This is a genomic window from Bartonella sp. MR110HLJHH (assembly GCF_042194225.1).
Taxonomy (GTDB): Bacteria; Pseudomonadota; Alphaproteobacteria; order Rhizobiales; family Rhizobiaceae; genus Bartonella; species Bartonella grahamii.
Window position 1 is genome coordinate 1 of sequence record NZ_JBHIMQ010000009.1, and the last position, 16,352, is coordinate 16,352.

Genomic DNA, 16,352 nt, shown 5'->3' on the forward strand with positions numbered 1-16,352 from the left:
AGGGACGGCAAAACTATGGTGATGCCTGCTTTTAAAATGGGTCCATAGTCTGCAAGCCCCAAATTCGCTGCATAGACGCGTTCAACAGCAAGCGCTTGTTGACCTTTGGCATAGTATTTCCAGCAAATGGCATCCACCATATCGCCATCTTTGGTCATATAAAGGTCACTCATAGGTCTTCACCATATTCTCTCAATTTTATTGTAAATTCTTGTTTTTTGGGGATGCCATTATGATGAAAAATGCTTTGCTTTTCCTCTACAGAAAGAATGACAAACTTACCTAAGATTTTGCCTTGACCAGTCACAAGAATGTGAGGTCCCATATGCGCTATTTGCCGTAAATATTCGAGCTGTCTGTGACCACCTTTGAAATCTGGATAAATCACGCCAGTTAAAGAAAATTCCGCATTTGCAACAGCAGGCTATTGAAGAGCAGCCTTTCTCCCCAATCGCCCTTGCTCCACCCATGGAACACCATAAGACATATCAAGTGTTTGGTAAGCTGCTGTTTCAATCGAAAAAATAAAACCACCCAAAGCTAACATCATGGTATTTAATCCGAAAGGCTAGAGGCTATGGCTAAACGTTGCTGTTTTGCATAGCGTTCAAGTGCTTGATTGACAGCGTCTCTGATTTCGTCTTTGAGACCATTTGGTACTGAAATATTTAGATTTGTAATGGTTACACGGGCATCTACTTCAACAGGTTTATGAACCGTAATGGGCTTTGGAGCTTTAAAGGCACCCACTTTATTTGTTGCCTGCATTTGTCCTGTTTCAACGACACTTGTATTAAAACCACTCTTGCGTTTTTCAGGCGGGGTGTTTGTAACCACTACTGTATCCAGCATTTTTTTTGCCCGTGCATTGGTTTCATTGGTAAAGGTTTTAATGGTCTGGGTTGAAGTTTTGTTGATTGAAACATTAAAGCCTAGCTTTTTTTTCATCCAATTAGGCATCCAGCTGGTTAATTTGCTTATCATGCCGCCAAACCAATCAGACAGAGCATTCCATTGGCTTTTGATACCTTCCCAAAGCCCGTTAATCAGATTGGATCCTGCTTCCATTAAATCGATGCTAAACAGCCACTCAATCAATGCATTGATTTTTTTTGAAATCCAAGAGAGCGGTGAAAAGTTTTTAAAGAGCGTCAAGAGGTTATTGAAAACGTTACTACATAAGCTCGCAAAAGAATTCCACAAGTTGCTTATGAAGCTTACTACCGTATCCCAATTTTTGTAGAGCAGATATCCAACTCCAACAAGGGCTGCTATGCCGCCAGCGATCCAGCCGATAGGAGTGGTCATGATTGCGATACCAAGCGATATAAAAGCAGAACTAACGGCAGTTATTGCTGGAATGAGTGAAGCTACAAGAGTTACAGCAAGACCAGCAATTGCGGAAGCAGCCGGTGCCATTGCCGAAATGAATGCCCCAGTAAGAACTGCTCCAACTGCAGCTAAAGATGCTGCTACCCAACCATTGAGTTTGTCCCAATATTGATAGAGGACGAAGAGCGCTGCAATGCCACCCATTAACCAACCGATAGGTGTCGTCATAATTGTGATACCAAGGCTAACAAACGCTGTTCCTACGGCTGCTAATGCGGCAATGAGTGGACCAAAAATGAACGAACCAAGTGCCACAAGTCCTACCTTGAAAAGGGTTATTTCACCAATCAGAGGTTCTAGCCATTGGAACCAGCCTTTAATTCTCTCTGTGAGATCACTGATGCCTTTTCTTAAATCGGAGGTAGGATTAAGCAAATCATTAAGGACTTTTTTTAAGGTTTTTGCCCAGCTCGCAACGGTTGTTTGAATGAGGTCGCGGTTTTCATCAATCAACTTTGAAAAACCGTCAATCATATCATTAATCACGGGCATGAAACGGGCGCCAATAAAGCTCGCGATACCGCCTATTTTTTTCTTAAAAGCACCAAGCTTATCACTCAAATCTGCTGCATAGCGTGCAACATCGGCACCTATGAGCCATTTTCCTTTTCGCGCCTTTGCAAACAGTTCTTTAATGGGTGCCATGCCTTGTGCAAGCATGGTCGCCATTTCTTTACCATCGCCCCCAAACAGCAGAGCGGCAATATGCTGTCTTTGTGCTTGATTTTTCATCTTACTCATCTTGTCGGTAATTTCTTCTAACAAGACAGAAGTGGATTTGAGTTTTCCAGAAGTGTTTTTGACAGAAATGCCAAGTGCTTCAAAGCCCATCAAGCCTCTTTTTTGTCCAGCATAGGCTTGTGCTGAACGCCTATTTAAAACCGCTAAGGATTGTTGAAAAAGTTCGGCAGAAGTGCCTGAATTATCGGCTGCATCGCCCCATAATTGAAGCGATGCAACACTCATCCCCAAATGTCGTGATGCGTGATGAAGACTATCTCCCAGATGCATGGTTTTCATGGTGAGGGCGGTTACACTTGCCACAAGACCACCACCAGCAAGCCCTAAAGCACCAGTAAAGACCGAAGCACGGCTTGCCGCCACTCCAAGAGCACTTTGAACGCCATGAAGGCTTTTTGTCATGTTTTTGACAGCAGCAGAAAAGCGCGGAATACCCAAACTATGTGAGAGTGTTTTAGACAATGTATCGAATTTTTTTTGTACACGTTTAAGAGGCGCGGTGAGTTTGTCTTCAAGAGACAGTTTCACCTTTGCATCAGCAACTTTTTCACTCATTTTGTCTTATACCTTTCTGCTGCTTGTTTTCGCCAGAATATGAGTTCTTGCGGTTCCATTTCCATCATCTTTGAAAGGGACCAATGGAACACAATGGTAATATCGGCTATGAGTTTAGCGGCGTTTTCCCAGTCGAGGTATCCCGCCGCTTGATAAAAGACTCCAAAATCTCTCCAATGCTCGACAAGTCATTAATATCGAGTTCTCCAACCGCTTCATGTGCCCATCCAGAAAGGCGTGCAACCATAGCAATTGTTTGCTCTATGCCTTCTTTTTTGTCGATTGCTTGCAGATCTTTTGTTTTGGGGCGCTGTAAGGTAATTGTGGTGTGCTCTTTTCCCTCAAAAGTAACAGGTATCAATAATTTATGTGTAATGCTTGTTTGTACTGTCATTTTTATAATCCTAAGTTTTCTCTATGATCTGCTAATTGATTGACGCCATTGAATCTCCTCACCATGTTGAGGGCGTCTATCTCAACAATTTCAACGTCCTTCTGGACATATTTGAAATACTGTAATGTGAATGTTGCTGTGGATGTTGCTTTGCTCCCCGGTTGCCATTCTGCCATTTCAAAGCCTTTGCATAGTCCTCTCATGGTAATGACAACACCTTCTGCGGGTGTGCCTTGCGCTTGCATTGAACTTCGTAATGAAATGTCGACATCAGTGCGCCCCAACAGTGTCATCAACTCTGGAGAGCAATCAGAAATGGTCATGCTAAGTGTGAGAGTTTCAAGACCAAGGTCAACTTCAATGGAGGAGTCCATGCCTCCGCCACGATAACTTTCAACAACCAAGTTCAAATTCGGTAATGTTACGCTTTCACATTTTGCTTGATAGGGAATGCCGTCGACAAAAATGTTAAAATATTTCAAAACTCTTGGTAAAACGGGTATAGCCATTAAAAAATCTCCTCTAAATAATCATTCACAATGCGTGAACGGAATGTGATGTGTTCTGCTGGTGTTGTTGGTGTGAATTCGACATTGAAATAGACTCTGCCGCCTTCAATAGCGCTTGCTGTATTCAACTCTGGATCAGGCGTACAACGCCCACCAAGAATGGCGCCTTGTGCTTTTAAATCACGCAAATAGGCATTGACGCTTTCACTCACGTCACTCATGTAGGTTTTTTTGATATTGCGGTCGACAGCCCATAGATGCCCGCGCAAAATGGCGTCATTGATCATATCTGCGGTTCTCACCACCGATAAGAAAGCAAACTTTGTATCGCTTGAAAGGGTGCGATTACCCCAAAGACGATAACCATTTTCGCGGATAATTGTTGTGATGTTTTGTTCGTTAAGAAGGTTAGCGCGGCTTGATCGATCACCAATGGAAAAATCAATGGGACGCGCAATACCAACAATGCCATTGATCACTTTATTTGAAGGAGAATGCCAAAAACCGTGTGTAAAATCAGTTTTGGCAATGACACCAGCAACTGCTGCACTTGAGGGCTGTTCTACAATTTTTCCATCACGATTCACCTTTACAAAAGGGTCAATAAGAATGACGCGCTTTGAATCAAAATCCTTTGCTGTGCTAAGAGCGGCTTCATCTGTTGTGTTGGGTGCATCAAGCACCACAATGGCGCGCAAACGTTCTGCAATGCCAATCAGTTCTGCTGCGACGGGGTTGGCAGTTGCACCAGTTCCATTCTCTTCAATATTCACACTGGAAGGGCGTTGATGTGTAAAGCCTGGAGCGATGAGAATGCGTGGTGTTTGTCCCACAATGGACCCCGCTCCAATCAAAGCATGGACGCCTTCATAAGCGCCATTTGCATTCACACCACCTAGAACATTGGTGAGTGTTGCGTTTTCATTGTCACCCTCGTTCACACGCACGACAACAACAATAGCTCCCACTTGCTTGAAAATAAGATCAAGGGCATTGGGTAGGGTGCCTTGACGCTTGCCTGTTTTATCCAGTTTAGCTGCTTGTGAAAGAGAGCCTGTTACCAAAACGGGTGTATTAAGAGGAAATGCTTGTTCATCTGCATCGGGCGCCGTGCCAACAATCCCGATAACTGCCGATTGTCCCGCGCGAAGAGGGCGGGTGCCGTCGTCAACCTCGACAACTTCAACACCGTGTAGAAAACCTGTTGCCATACTTTATGCTCCTTTAAATGAGGGGTGAATTAAAATGAATGGGAAAAATGAGAGGTAAAAAGCCGCTCTTGAGAACGACTTGACAAAAACTTTAAAACCGTTAGATTCATACAAAGGTGCTTCAAAAACATCTTAAAACAACAAGCGGATTGGTTACCGAAATAATCAGTCTTCTGTGCATTAAAGACTTTGACTCATTATATGCTACGCGCATATAATAGTGGGGTCGGGTGTGGTTATGCCATAAAATACCCTTTCGAGGGGAAAGCATAACGACGGGCTTGTTGCCGTGTTTTTGAGCACCCGGCATTCTTCATTGAGTGTCAATCAAAAACATTAGTCAACAAGGAGTTCATCATGAACAATTTAGTAAACACTCAAACTACATTAACAATGTCTAGCCGTGAAATTGCAAAGTTGTGCGATAAAAGGCATGACAATATTGTAAGAGATATTCGGCAAATATGTACTGACCTCAAAATTGAGGTGAGTAAATTTCAGGGAAATTATAAGGATTCTACAGGACGTAAATTAGTCTGCTATAACCTCCCTAAACGCGAGTGTCTTATCTTAGTTTCCGGATACAGTACAGTATTGCGTTCTAAGATCATTGACCGTTGGATAGAGCTTGAGGGGCAATCAGCTTTACAGCTAGGACATGACTTTGATGATTTTAACTATCTTCGCCAATATGTTTTGACAAATTATCCTAAAATCATGGGTATCATCTTTGGTCGTCTTTTGAAAATAGATGAAATCGAAAAAGAGCTTGATCATTATAAATCAGTTACAAAAGAAGCCAAACGAGTTTTAGCAAGCCCTGTTGTAAAAGCTGCTTAACTTTAAAAACATGATTTTATCTCCTCGTCTTTTAGGCGGGGAGGTATGCGATTTCTTTCTTAACGGCTATGCTCCATTTGCACATCTGCTTTTTTACTAACTTTTAGTGTTGGAATAGAAGAGACATCTATATCCCGCAATGCATGCCATGTATCATAATTGGCTTGAAGCTGTAGCCAAAGGGCTGGTCCATTGCCTAATAATTTGCCAATGCGAGCCGCTGTTACAGCCGTGACAGGGCGTTCTCCTTTAAGGATGCCATGTAGATGTTGACGTGATATTTGAAGAATCCGAGCAATTTCAGTTTTGCTTGTATCTAAATGCTCCAAAGATTCGGCTAAAATTTCTCCTGGATGAGTAGGACAACGATTAGGATTGCGTGTAGTCATGGATAGTTTCCTTTACAATTAATCTTAAAATCTTCAATGGTATTGCTCTAGATCAACGTGGTAAACGTGCCCGTCTTTAAATTCAAAAGTGATACACCAAGGACCATTGATATGGACTGTGTAGCGAGTCGGAGTAAAGCTTTTAAGCATATGAAAGTTATAACCTGGTACATTGATATCACTAACTTGAGAAGCTGCGTCAAGAGTATCCAGACGGCGAATAATACGCTGATGAAGCCTGCTATCAATCTTACTTTTTCCTGTTTCCCAGAGAGATTGTAGGTCTTTATTTTTAAATGTTTTGATCATAGCAAACTCAACAACTTTATTTTAAATAAGATGTAATATATTAAGTGACAATTGTCAACAAAAATGTTACAGTTAAATATTGTTAATGGAATACTGTAGAACTAAAAGAATTTAAGAAATGAATATCAAACCAATTTGTACAGAGAGAGATTACCAAGAAGCTTTAGAAGTTGTGTCTGCAATGTTTGATAAGCAGCCAGAAGTTAATACTCCAGAATTTGATAGAATGAAAACTCTTGTTTTGTTAATTGAAGCTTATGAAACAGAACATTATCCTATTTCTTCTCCTCATCCTATTGAGGCTATTAAATTTAGAATGGAACAAATGAACTTAAGTGCTAAAGATCTGCTTCCTGTTGATTTATATCATGAATTAATAAAAGCGCGTTCTCGTGTACAATCTTTTGTTTATGCAGATGCACCGCAAAATATATTAGACGATTTAGATCGTGGTTTAGATGACATTTTGAATAGTGATCAACATGTTTAAAGCAGGGGATGTCATTATTTATCTAGTATTTCATAAAACATTATCCCTTCAGAGTGAGGAAGAGATTAAACAGTGTGAAGTGTTGGAACTTTGCTAACATTTGTTTCGCGTTCAGCATGCCACGCATCATAATTGGCTTGCATACGTAACCATATAGCAGCTCCATCACCAAACATTTTGCCAAGACAAGCGGAAACAGCAGGAGAAACAGGCTTTTTTGCGTTCAGAATATCGTAGAGATGTTGGCGTGATATACCAAGCATCTGCGCAATTTCTGATTTTGTTTTGCCTGTTTCAGGAATAATTTCTGCTAAAACTTCTCCTGGATGAGTAGGACAACGGTTTTTATCTCTTTGTGCAGGAATGTCATTCATAACTGTATCCTTAGTGATATTGTTCAAGATCAACACGGTAAGCATTACATGAGTCAAATTCAAAGGTAATACACCATGGTCCGTTAACGTGGACAGTGTAACGAGTGGGTGAATATCCAATCAAAGAATGAAAGTTGAATCCTGGAAGATTCATATCTTCTGGTCTTTCAGAAAAATCTAAACGATCAAGACGAACCATGATACGTTTTATAAGTTTCTTATCAATCTTGGATGAATTTCCCGTTTTGAATAATTCTGCCAATGTTTTGCTTTTAAACGTTTTAATCATTCTTTTATATAGCGTAGAATACTGTTAACGTCAACAAATAGCTTACATTGTAAGTGCTAAAATGGAAAAAACAGTAACATCCCATTAGAAAGCCTTATCGTCTAGACTGTTTCTCTTTTCTCCACTCATGCGTAAAGAGAAGAATAGGTGCATGGAGGGGATAAATTTGCACGTTAATATCAATGATTTTACGACCATACCGACGGCTGTCTGATCAAATATTGCTAAAAACTCAGATCCCTTGCCGTTCTTAATAAAGTGAATACGAAGTTTAAATTCTATTGTCATTTTGCTCTCCAAATCAATGAAGAGACCATAACAATCATCTACACTCTCTCATAAGACTGACACTGTCAGTCAAAAAGCCCTTTAAAAGGGCTTTGAAAGAGCGATAAAAGGACTTAAAAACATATAAGCCTGCTTATAGAACAGCTATCCATTTGACTTCTGTCATATCTTGGTTACTTGTGCATCCATTTATTCTTTCCATAATCTTATAAGAACGGCACCATCAGCACCAGCACCACTTGAACAATCAGTCCCATGAGAACCTGCTCCACCACCCCCAAAGCCACGCCCTGCTTTTCCTGAACTATATGAGCCTTGTCCCGTTCCTCCAGAGCCCCCCCTTGATGTATCACCCCCAGCATCACCGCCATTACCGCTTGTTTTTCCATTGTTTCCACTCGTTCCAGCACAACCATTTCCACCTTTAGCAAGTCCTGGATGTTCGTCTGTTGCTAAACCGAAATTTCCTCCCACGCCTTCAGCACCACCAGAGCCTGAATAGTAGTGAGTCGTACTACCAGTAATCGAGTGAGAGATACGGGCGTCAGCTCCCCCACCACCCTTTCCTCCGGTAGCGGTAATAAAATTTTTGCCAATGGTTGTTGTTTCTCCAGGCTTACCGCTTACAAAATTCTTTGCAATAGAAGCCCCTCCTTTACCAATTGTGATATCCTCGTGACCGTTTAAACTGACTTTATAGCCATACCAGACGGAACAACCACCACCTCCACCACCACCTCCTAATCCTATCCCAAACGCTCTACCACCACTACCGCCACCGCCCCATGCTTGGATCTCAACTTTGGTTTTATCGGTTACCCAATCTGGCCACTCAATTTTTCCATCCTGCGTATAGAGCAATTCAGCATCGGCAAGAGCCGGCCAATTGGTGATTTTATCGGTCAAATCTTTTTTAAGACTCTTTATCTCTGCCAAGATGGCTGCATCCACTTGCGCTTTCGTATAAACAAGATCTCCATCGACTTTTAAAGGTCCTTTAAGCAAGCTACCACTCGCACTTAAGTTTGTGACCACTTCACCATTATGGGTGAGATTAAACGACGAATTACCCAACAGTTCTAAACCACCATTTATAGTAACTTTACTGGTAAATTTATTATAACTTTGCCATTCATTTGGGCTTGCTAGGCGCCCATAGCTTGTGAGATCTTCATTAAGCTTGACTCTAAATTTATCGAGCCCCACAATATCTTCAATCTTATGTTGATGAGAGCCAAGCAAAGATACAGCACTGCCAAAGGTGAAGTTATTATTGCTTGATTTATAGAGAACATAATTATTTGCGGCATCTTTTGCGCCTTCGATATCGCTTAAATCAGCAAATGAGAAAGTTTTATCCGCTGCCATTTTGCCTTTGAGAGCTGCTTCAAGATCTGCAACATCACTTATGCTATGCGTGTGCTGTAAAGGTGCCTTTTCGTCTACCTTTTCCTCAACAGCCAAAAGAGCTTGATCAATTTTCGTCAAGTTTTCCCGCAAGATTGGGAATTCAGAACTGATAAAGCGACCTTCTTTAGGCAATTCCATGTCGAGTTTTTTGGTTTTTTCCATCTCTGTTCTCCCCTCATAATATGCCGGCGCCAAAATCACTCACCATTGACCGTGCCGCCGGTCCACCGGTAAGGGTCAATTTCAAACGTGCTTGTTTGGCTGTTTTATCGCTGCTTACAAATTTGCGCTCTGTCCAAAGAGGCTCGGATAACTGCTCTGTTTCGTCGAGTTTCAAAGGGGTGAAAGCCCCATCATCCAGCTGCATCTCCAGTGAAAAGGTTGCACCGCCCGGTAAAAAGGTTTTGATATAGCTGGTCAACCTTGCCTTTTCCCCAAAGGTGAAAGCACGGGTGACATAAGTGGCTGTTTTATGGATCTTTCCTGCAATCAATTGAACAGGAGCAAACAAGACGGGTGAAAGCTTTTCGGTGCCTTTGAGAATAGCGCGAAGCTTTACCTTTTCACTGATATATTCAGTAAGGCTTAGCAATTGAAAGGGAAGGAGTTGATAAACCGTGCCATTGTTTCGTTCAATTTCAAAGATGACAGAACAATCGCTTGAAGGCAATTCAATGGCTGCGCGTATTTGCAAATCAGAGCAATCCACAAGGTCAAAAGTGCCAAAATCAATGGTTTTTTCTGTTTGTGTGTAGCGGGCTGCCAACACACGAAAGGCTAAAGCCTCATCTTGATGGGCGGTCCAGCTTTGTGCGTTAACTGAAGAAAAGCGTGGTCCCGTTACATAAGGGTGGCTTGAAACATATCTCTGATGTTCTGCATCAAAATCCCCAAGCTTTGCCAGTGAGACAGAATGATTACTATCATCTGTCTTAATAACAAAAGCCGTTAAGCGGTCATCCATCACAAGGAGTGGTACATCATAGCGTGCCTCTGCCCAACCTAGCTTTGCGCCCTTCATGGAATAAAAGCTTTGTGCTTGAATATCGGCGGTCGGATAACCGTTTTCTGTGGTGACCAAGTCAATCACCAAATCATGGTTCTGATTACCGATTTTGCAAAGATGAAAGTCAATACCGGTGATTTGCCGTGTTTCATCGGGTGTAAAGACTTGTGCTTGTGGGTCTACTTGTGTCCATATTTTTACTGTGGTGGTGCGCCGCATCACTTTCACATCAATCACACCTTGTCCAGTAAAAAGACCCGTAGCAATGGTTCCACCTTTTCCCCGTGCCACAACATTTTTTGTGCCAGCCGTAATATTTTGTGGAATCGTGAAAGTGCCCTCAAGGGTGCCTTGTCTATCGGCAACAAGGCGGCTCGTTGGCAAGACATTCACACCATCAAAAGTGAGGCTCTCTAGTTTTTCGCCTTTGCCAAAACCTTCAATTTTAAAGGAAAGGGTAATTTGTCTTAAAAAATTGATTTGCTCTTGGGTCGCACTCACCAAATCATCACGCACTTCTGTGTTACGGATACTACTGCCACGGTTCCTGCCCATGATGATCTGATTGGTGATACCGGAGAGCCAATCGGTGCGCTGTTCGTGCCAAAAGTCTGTCGCGGGTTCAAGGGTTACTGTACCAGGCAGGGGTGCGAAATTTTGATAGGGGTTGATTTTTTCGCAAGCCGTTGTCAACTCTTGCGCAATGATCACTTCATTTGTCCAGTCAAGCGTGACAGGCGCTTTTAAAGGAGCAGTATAGAATGTTGGGTCAATAGCAAGCTGCAAAATGCCGTTGCCTACAGCCCCCGTTTGTTGAAAGCCTTCATCTCTGTAAGAGTCATCTAGAAAAGGGTCAGCGAACATGCCTTTTTTGGCGACAGGTTCTTTAGAGTCCACATTGCTTTTAATACGCTCTAACTGCATGAGACGGTCAAGCGAAAGCACCCGTTGAAAATAGCGCCACATCTCATCATAGGGGGCAACACGCGTTCCATCATTGACCACAACCGGCGTTTCAAGCCAATTGTTGGTGATCGTTGCAAGGGACAACACATCATCAGGGACACTGGGTGCCATGGGGTGATCTGCCGAGATACCTTTGATGTAAACCACATTGCCCCCTGTGTTCAGTCCTATACGGTCAATGCGGGGCAATTTGTAAGTGTAACTGACGATAATATCACCACCTTGCGCCCCACCTGAGACGGTGATTTCCTTTGCTGTTACTTTATCAGCCGTGATTTTTGCGCGATAACGATAAGTCACCTTATAGCTGCTGCCCGGTAAAGGTTCGTCTCCTAAGGGTGCCCAATCAATGGTGTCTCCGGTTTTTTTAAAATCTGTGCCTTCTTTAAATTCCTTGCTTCCTTGAACAACTTTAATAAACGCGGTAATGCTTTTATCAGGAACACCATCACGCCCCGAAGCAACTGCACCACGGGTGACGTTAACGGTTTTTTCTTTTGTCAACAAAAGAGACTGAATATCAGCAATAGGAAAATAATAGGGTTTAAAAGTGAAACTTGTTTTCCCTTTTTGGGGCGCAAAAATATGCGTTTCGCTTGGAACAACGCTTGTCGAAAAACCCTCTGGCTCTTCATGACGCAAAGCAGCAAGGCGCTTGCGTTTAAAGCCATTGATATTGGCTTCTCCTTCTTGAATACTAAACACTTGGCAACCGTTGTTTGGTCCTAATGCGCTCACACGGCAGCCACTCACGATATAATGCCCATGGGCACGGTCGTACGTCGCAATAGCTTGCATGGCGGGTTCAAGCAATGAGGGGGATTTTTGATCAATCAGAACACCATCTTGTAAAATATAAACGGGAAAGAAAGTGCCACTTTGCGCATCCTCTTTCAGTGCCCAAACAAGCTGTGCTGTTTCGCGTGCGGCGCCTACTTCTCCTTCTGCCAAGGTGCCAGGGACTTGCCCCAAGAGCTCCGGATCATCCTCATGGGTTATCCATTTTTTTTGTAGCTTCACACCAATTTCAATGCGCCCAATCATGGCAACATTGTTGAGTACAGCTTCAGAGACCGGAAAGATATCACCGGCAATATAAATCTTGCCATCCGTTAACGTGACGGTCTTTGTCTTTTTGTTGACAAAAGCATCAGCCCGTTCAACGCGGTCTCCTTCTTGTGCCACAAGGCGCCCCAAACGGTCATGCCGTCCTCTTATAATGGTTTGAACTTCATTCAGTTCACCACTTTGAATAAACGGACGCGTGCCGTAAAAGACAACGCTTTGTTGTTCCTCTTTGCCGCGAGATCTGTCAATTGCAAACGGTAGACCACTTTCATGCTTCATATTAAAACCTCAATAAAATCTTGAATTGTTCGCGAACATCGGCACGCAAAGGAATATTAATTGGCGTTTTGAGTATCTCGACACCGCCATTGAGTTCATCAGGCTCCAACCAAAGTTTGCCAAGGGGGATATCTTGTTTGGGGGTGGCATGAACGAGAACAGAAACAAATGCTGCTTGTTTGCCGTCAACATCGCGAAAGTCTGTGCGGGCTGCCAGAAACAACAGAGTGCCTGTTGTAGAAGGGTTAAATCTGTTACCACAATGGCTGTACACACCATCCAAAGCCTGTTCGACAGGCGCTACAGCATAGCATCTTTGATACCCAATCACGGCATCTTGGCTGTCTCTTAACACGAGATAAAGCGTGCGACCATGAAACCACTCTGCCATCAGCATATCGCGTTCATGTTTTTTGACCGAACACCACGGAAAATTTGCCATGTCCCATGGGTAATCGATTTGGTCCCAGCTTAACTCTTCATCCCCATCATCTATCCAATTACCAATAAGCCTGCCTTCTTCTCTTAAGAGAACGTGCTCTATCTCTGTTGTGCGCCCAAAGGAAAACAAAGTGCCCCCAGCTGTTAAGCTAACACCACTTTCATACTCCAACATGCTGTCATCAAGGCGTGACATATTGCCTTCCATGGCTTGAACATCATAACCATAGGTCCCTCGACGAAAATCAGAGCGCAAACTTTTGGAAAGGTCGGTAATTGCTTCAATGGATTCAAGGCTTTTCCGTTCAGGCAACTGATCAAAATCAAGTTGAAAGGAGTTCCACCATGCCCGTCCCGTCCATGCGGGCGTAAAGCGTGCCGAAATCCCTAGCCATTCAAGCCCCACCTCTATTGCAGCAAGGGAGCCGCGCAAGCGCTGCCATTGAATCCCTTGATCAATCAGATCATAGAGATTTGGAACATAAGGCGTAAGCTCTCCAAGCCCGTATTCTTCAATCAACCACGGCAAGAAACGGGGAGGGCGTGTGATCAGTTTAGAACGTGAAATCCCCAAAACAGAACCATCAATATCTTGATGAAAATCGCAAGCATCGGCAAGGCGCTTTTCAAATTCTGTCGCGTTTGTGGGGAGGAGGGAGCCAACCATTAGCGCGCACGCCCTTTGAAGTTTAAGGTGATTTTTCCAATCGATAAAATTTCTTCATCACAAACCATACTGTCTTGTGTTGGTGTAATGGCAATGACTTTTTGGACACCAGCAATCATTAGTTTTGAAATCCACCACGACAAACTTAATTCACGACCAATGGCTTGTTCTTGTCTCCATGCTGCTCTTAAATTTGTTTCCATTGTTGTAAGAATTTTCAAAGATGTTTCTGGTAACAGCCAAACATCTGCCTCTAAATCCAGCACTTTTTTGACAGCAGCGTGAACAATGATTGTATCATTGGTCATGATGATATTTTTTCTGTGAAGAGCTTCTGAGACTGTTTGTATGAGATCTTCAGATGCCGTTCCTTCTTCATTGTTGCCAAAAAGAGCAACATAGATGGTTGGGTCTTTGCCTTTACGGTAAACAATCGCATCCTTAACACGACTATCGGCTGTTAAGGCTATAAGTTTGTAATAGGGCTCTGTCCCGCTACCATTGCCACCACGGGCATGAAGCTCTATGCGTTCACGATATCTCTCGTCACTTTCACCCTCCATGCGGGCAAGACCATGCCAGTTTCCCAAAGCATCAAGAGATTCACCGGTTGCAAAATCAAGAATGTTGTTGCGTGCCGCTTCGTTAATACGCTGTCTTAAAAGCAATTCTCGATAGCTAAAAGCCTCAATGACTTTTACAGCCGGATCACTTTCAAGAATGGTATATTCAGGCAAAAGCTCTTTTAAATGGGCAAGAGCAGCAGCGCGTATTTCCTCAAAAGAAAGTTCTGTGATGATTTCCGGTTTTGCAAGTACTCCATTCATTTTATCAATAATCCTTCCATGGTAATGGGCTTGCCGGATGGCAAATAAATGCCTTCAAAGGACAAAGAAACTTGTCCAGCCTCACTCCATTTAAAATCAATTTTTTTCAATTTAAAACGCGGTTCCCACTTGTCTAAAGCCTCAGCAACAGCAGCATAAAGAGCAACAGCAAAAGCATTATTCACTGGAGCATCAATGAGTTCTGCAACATGTGAACCATAATCACGCCGCATTACACGCGAACCAATCCGCGTTGACAAAATATCAAGGATTGATTGGCGTAAATGATCAATGCCGGTCAATGACTTTCCCGTTGTACGGTCCATTCCACTGTTCAATTGGGACCTCCTGTCATAGAACCACCAGGGGAAACACCACCATGAACATGTGTTGCTCCTACATTGGTGTCGTTATGCTTTAGTCCACTTGAATGAATGGAAACATTATTTCCAGAATGAAGAGAGATACTATCATTCGAATTCAGAGAAACGCCACCACCTGCCTTCAAAGAGATGCCGCCCTTTGCGTTTAAATTTATATCGCTTTCTGAAACAATCTTTATGCCTTCCGGTGCGGTAAGCTCTAGCTTGCCACCATCACCTTTTAGTGACACACCATCAGCAATCGTCAGGATAAATTTCCCCCCTGATTTGATATGAATTCCATAAGTGTTTTGTTCATCATCATATTCAAGGCGGGTTCCATCAGGGTATATCGTTCGGTGAATGCTGCCTTTATCGGCTGCTTGATTAGCATCGGTGTGAAGTGAACCAACAATCACCCCTTGTGATAAATCCCCTGATGACGAGATAACAACTACTTGCTCTCCAACATCGCGCCCTTCATAGGAGCGTGTTTTACCGGCGCGGGCTTGTGTGTCTGGAATCCAGTCACTGATGAGATTGCCACTTTTTACCCGATAGCGTGCGTTTTTATGGTCGACATGGCTAATCTTCCCCACCACAACCATATTGGCCACACGTCTTTTTAGATCGGTGATTTCTTTATCGCGCCGCTCTAACATGTCCACCTTCAATTTTATGGTATTTATCTTTATTTCTCACGCCTGTTTCTGGTTCAAAGCTTAAGAAAGGTTCAACGAGTCTTGCTGTTACACTGCCTTCTTCTTCATCCATGTTGGGGATATTTGTCACATAAATGACTTCAAAGGTTAAAATTGCACCATGGAGCGCTAGGGCGCCATTATCGCCAAAGGCAAAAGCAATATTTTGTAGGCGGCATGTCTCAACTGTGTTGTTGAGATTGGGATTAGCGTAGAAAACCTCCTCAACTTCCCATGCTAGTTGGTCTACAAAACGTGCTCCATCTTCACATGTCGCATAACATTCAACATCTAGCGTTAAAACACGCCGCCTTATTCCATAATCATAGCCATCTTCAATCGTTTCACTTTGTGTTGAGATATTAATTGCAGGCGTGTTCTCAGGGGAGAAGTTGAAATCACGCATATTGAAAACATTGTCACCAGCTGCCGTCTTTGCTGCTTTGATCAACGTAACAAATGTTTCTCTTATCGTTTCGCGTGGATGTTTCATTGTTTTATCTCCCGCAAGATAAGCTTATACATACCGGATTCTGAGGCTTGGACATCTGTGATCACGAAGTGCTCTTGAGAGGGGGCGTTGTTGTTTTCAGGGGAAATGATTACAACATTATCTTGAGGGTTTGGTGGTAAGCCTCCGATATCATTGATGCAAAGATCAAGTTCCTTTCTTGCAATTGTGGTAGGGATTCTGCCACCGGCGTCCGATTCTGAATGCTTAATGGTGTAAATCGCTGTGATACGAAAAGATTGCTGGTTGTCCTTTCGCGTGTAGATGATGGGCTGCCCAAAAGTGTTGCGCACATCTTTAACCATTTGGTTTAGCAGCCCGTGCCATCGCATG

Annotated in this window: 20 protein-coding genes and 1 pseudogene; 2 read left to right on the forward strand and 19 right to left on the reverse strand. The window is 43.0% G+C overall.

Translation table 11 applies throughout. The features are described 5' to 3' along the window. From ACFIKB_RS06195 to ACFIKB_RS06225, 7 genes and pseudogenes are all read right to left on the reverse strand, one after another. Nucleotides 1–173: tail protein X (locus ACFIKB_RS06195; RefSeq protein WP_375653102.1), on the reverse strand; the 173-nt coding region annotated here is incomplete at its 3' end. Beyond that, a pseudogene (locus tag ACFIKB_RS06200) lies at nt 170–550 on the reverse strand (phage tail protein). The gene ACFIKB_RS06195 and the pseudogene ACFIKB_RS06200, both read right to left, overlap by 4 nt. A gap of 5 nt (nt 551–555) precedes the next feature. Beyond that, nucleotides 556–2,688 (reverse strand): phage tail tape measure protein, encoded by a 2,133-nt coding sequence (locus tag ACFIKB_RS06205; RefSeq protein ID WP_375653043.1) that lies wholly within the window; start codon nt 2,686–2,688, stop codon nt 556–558. Further along, entirely contained in the window at nt 2,685–2,756 is a 72-nt protein-coding gene (locus ACFIKB_RS06210) for a GpE family phage tail protein (protein ID WP_081485993.1), read from the reverse strand. Before ACFIKB_RS06210 ends, ACFIKB_RS06205 begins: the two co-directional genes overlap by 4 nt. Nucleotides 2,757–2,794: 38 nt before the next feature. Beyond that, on the reverse strand, nt 2,795–3,082 hold the full coding sequence (locus ACFIKB_RS06215) for a phage tail assembly protein (protein WP_375653044.1): 288 nt from the start codon (nt 3,080–3,082) through the stop codon (nt 2,795–2,797). 2 nt (nt 3,083–3,084) lie between these two features. Next, entirely contained in the window at nt 3,085–3,591 is a 507-nt protein-coding gene (locus tag ACFIKB_RS06220) for a phage major tail tube protein (protein ID WP_375653046.1), read from the reverse strand. Further along, nucleotides 3,591–4,802 (reverse strand): phage tail sheath subtilisin-like domain-containing protein, encoded by a 1,212-nt coding sequence (locus tag ACFIKB_RS06225; protein ID WP_375653047.1) that lies wholly within the window; start codon nt 4,800–4,802, stop codon nt 3,591–3,593. Before ACFIKB_RS06225 ends, ACFIKB_RS06220 begins: the two co-directional genes overlap by 1 nt. Nucleotides 4,803–5,159: 357 nt before the next feature. Between ACFIKB_RS06225 and ACFIKB_RS06230 the strand changes: the two genes are divergently transcribed. Continuing rightward, the gene (locus ACFIKB_RS06230; RefSeq protein WP_375653048.1) at nt 5,160–5,642 is read left to right on the forward strand and encodes a Rha family transcriptional regulator; all 483 of its coding nucleotides are present in this window, start codon (nt 5,160–5,162) and stop codon (nt 5,640–5,642) included. Between the two features lie 59 nt (nt 5,643–5,701). Here ACFIKB_RS06230 and ACFIKB_RS06235 read toward each other — a convergent pair whose 3' ends face one another. Then, a complete protein-coding gene (locus ACFIKB_RS06235) occupies nt 5,702–6,031 on the reverse strand; it encodes a HigA family addiction module antitoxin (protein ID WP_375653050.1) in 330 nt (109 codons plus the stop codon). A 33-nt stretch (nt 6,032–6,064) separates the two neighbouring features. Beyond that, nucleotides 6,065–6,340: a type II toxin-antitoxin system RelE/ParE family toxin gene (locus ACFIKB_RS06240; protein ID WP_208431509.1), complete on the reverse strand. Its 276-nt coding sequence runs from the start codon at nt 6,338–6,340 to the stop codon at nt 6,065–6,067. Between the two features lie 118 nt (nt 6,341–6,458). Here ACFIKB_RS06240 and ACFIKB_RS06245 point away from each other — a divergent pair, with 118 nt between their 5' ends. After that, nucleotides 6,459–6,830, forward strand: a complete 372-nt coding sequence (locus tag ACFIKB_RS06245; RefSeq protein ID WP_375620553.1) for a type II toxin-antitoxin system HigA family antitoxin — start codon at nt 6,459–6,461, stop codon at nt 6,828–6,830. A gap of 65 nt (nt 6,831–6,895) precedes the next feature. On the opposite strand, the gene ACFIKB_RS06250 is transcribed toward ACFIKB_RS06245, so the two are convergent. From ACFIKB_RS06250 to ACFIKB_RS06295, 10 genes are all read right to left on the reverse strand, one after another. After that, nucleotides 6,896–7,204, reverse strand: coding sequence for a HigA family addiction module antitoxin (locus ACFIKB_RS06250; protein ID WP_375653051.1), 309 nt, complete (start codon nt 7,202–7,204; stop codon nt 6,896–6,898). 10 nt (nt 7,205–7,214) lie between these two features. Beyond that, a complete protein-coding gene (locus ACFIKB_RS06255; protein WP_208439775.1) occupies nt 7,215–7,493 on the reverse strand; it encodes a type II toxin-antitoxin system RelE/ParE family toxin in 279 nt (92 codons plus the stop codon). A 477-nt stretch (nt 7,494–7,970) separates the two neighbouring features. Continuing rightward, nucleotides 7,971–9,353, reverse strand: a complete 1,383-nt coding sequence (locus ACFIKB_RS06260) for a Bgr_08870 family protein (protein WP_375653052.1) — start codon at nt 9,351–9,353, stop codon at nt 7,971–7,973. Between the two features lie 13 nt (nt 9,354–9,366). Continuing rightward, the gene (locus tag ACFIKB_RS06265) at nt 9,367–12,510 is read right to left on the reverse strand and encodes a DUF4815 domain-containing protein (protein ID WP_375653054.1); all 3,144 of its coding nucleotides are present in this window, start codon (nt 12,508–12,510) and stop codon (nt 9,367–9,369) included. 1 nt (nt 12,511) lies between these two features. After that, nucleotides 12,512–13,618: a phage tail protein gene (locus tag ACFIKB_RS06270; protein ID WP_375653055.1), complete on the reverse strand. Its 1,107-nt coding sequence runs from the start codon at nt 13,616–13,618 to the stop codon at nt 12,512–12,514. After that, entirely contained in the window at nt 13,618–14,445 is an 828-nt protein-coding gene (locus tag ACFIKB_RS06275; protein WP_375653056.1) for a baseplate J/gp47 family protein, read from the reverse strand. Before ACFIKB_RS06275 ends, ACFIKB_RS06270 begins: the two co-directional genes overlap by 1 nt. Then, nucleotides 14,442–14,783: a GPW/gp25 family protein gene (locus ACFIKB_RS06280; protein WP_375645064.1), complete on the reverse strand. Its 342-nt coding sequence runs from the start codon at nt 14,781–14,783 to the stop codon at nt 14,442–14,444. The genes ACFIKB_RS06275 and ACFIKB_RS06280 overlap by 4 nt, the downstream gene beginning before the upstream one ends. After that, on the reverse strand, nt 14,780–15,469 hold the full coding sequence (locus ACFIKB_RS06285; protein ID WP_375645065.1) for a phage baseplate assembly protein V: 690 nt from the start codon (nt 15,467–15,469) through the stop codon (nt 14,780–14,782). The genes ACFIKB_RS06280 and ACFIKB_RS06285 overlap by 4 nt, the downstream gene beginning before the upstream one ends. After that, nucleotides 15,450–16,001 carry a hypothetical protein gene (locus ACFIKB_RS06290; protein ID WP_375653057.1) on the reverse strand — a complete coding sequence of 184 codons (552 nt, stop codon included), beginning with the start codon at nt 15,999–16,001 and terminating at the stop codon, nt 15,450–15,452. The genes ACFIKB_RS06285 and ACFIKB_RS06290 overlap by 20 nt, the downstream gene beginning before the upstream one ends. Next, entirely contained in the window at nt 15,998–16,351 is a 354-nt protein-coding gene (locus ACFIKB_RS06295) for a hypothetical protein (RefSeq protein WP_375653059.1), read from the reverse strand. The genes ACFIKB_RS06290 and ACFIKB_RS06295 overlap by 4 nt, the downstream gene beginning before the upstream one ends. Nucleotide 16,352 lies beyond the last annotated feature (1 nt).

Coding starts and splice junctions, on each gene's coding strand:
- ACFIKB_RS06290 (WP_375653057.1), bottom strand. CDS start 16,001: ATGAAACATCCACGCGAAACGATAAGAGAAACATTTGTTACGTTGATC.
- ACFIKB_RS06295 (WP_375653059.1), bottom strand. CDS start 16,351: ATGCGATGGCACGGGCTGCTAAACCAAATGGTTAAAGATGTGCGCAAC.
- ACFIKB_RS06225 (WP_375653047.1), bottom strand. CDS start 4,802: ATGGCAACAGGTTTTCTACACGGTGTTGAAGTTGTCGAGGTTGACGAC.
- ACFIKB_RS06230 (WP_375653048.1), top strand. CDS start 5,160: ATGAACAATTTAGTAAACACTCAAACTACATTAACAATGTCTAGCCGT.
- ACFIKB_RS06240 (WP_208431509.1), bottom strand. CDS start 6,340: ATGATCAAAACATTTAAAAATAAAGACCTACAATCTCTCTGGGAAACA.
- ACFIKB_RS06260 (WP_375653052.1), bottom strand. CDS start 9,353: ATGGAAAAAACCAAAAAACTCGACATGGAATTGCCTAAAGAAGGTCGC.
- ACFIKB_RS06215 (WP_375653044.1), bottom strand. CDS start 3,082: ATGACAGTACAAACAAGCATTACACATAAATTATTGATACCTGTTACT.
- ACFIKB_RS06265 (WP_375653054.1), bottom strand. CDS start 12,510: ATGAAGCATGAAAGTGGTCTACCGTTTGCAATTGACAGATCTCGCGGC.
- ACFIKB_RS06205 (WP_375653043.1), bottom strand. CDS start 2,688: ATGAGTGAAAAAGTTGCTGATGCAAAGGTGAAACTGTCTCTTGAAGAC.
- ACFIKB_RS06235 (WP_375653050.1), bottom strand. CDS start 6,031: ATGACTACACGCAATCCTAATCGTTGTCCTACTCATCCAGGAGAAATT.
- ACFIKB_RS06250 (WP_375653051.1), bottom strand. CDS start 7,204: ATGAATGACATTCCTGCACAAAGAGATAAAAACCGTTGTCCTACTCAT.
- ACFIKB_RS06245 (WP_375620553.1), top strand. CDS start 6,459: ATGAATATCAAACCAATTTGTACAGAGAGAGATTACCAAGAAGCTTTA.
- ACFIKB_RS06220 (WP_375653046.1), bottom strand. CDS start 3,591: ATGGCTATACCCGTTTTACCAAGAGTTTTGAAATATTTTAACATTTTT.
- ACFIKB_RS06285 (WP_375645065.1), bottom strand. CDS start 15,469: ATGTTAGAGCGGCGCGATAAAGAAATCACCGATCTAAAAAGACGTGTG.
- ACFIKB_RS06270 (WP_375653055.1), bottom strand. CDS start 13,618: ATGGTTGGCTCCCTCCTCCCCACAAACGCGACAGAATTTGAAAAGCGC.
- ACFIKB_RS06275 (WP_375653056.1), bottom strand. CDS start 14,445: ATGAATGGAGTACTTGCAAAACCGGAAATCATCACAGAACTTTCTTTT.
- ACFIKB_RS06255 (WP_208439775.1), bottom strand. CDS start 7,493: ATGATTAAAACGTTTAAAAGCAAAACATTGGCAGAATTATTCAAAACG.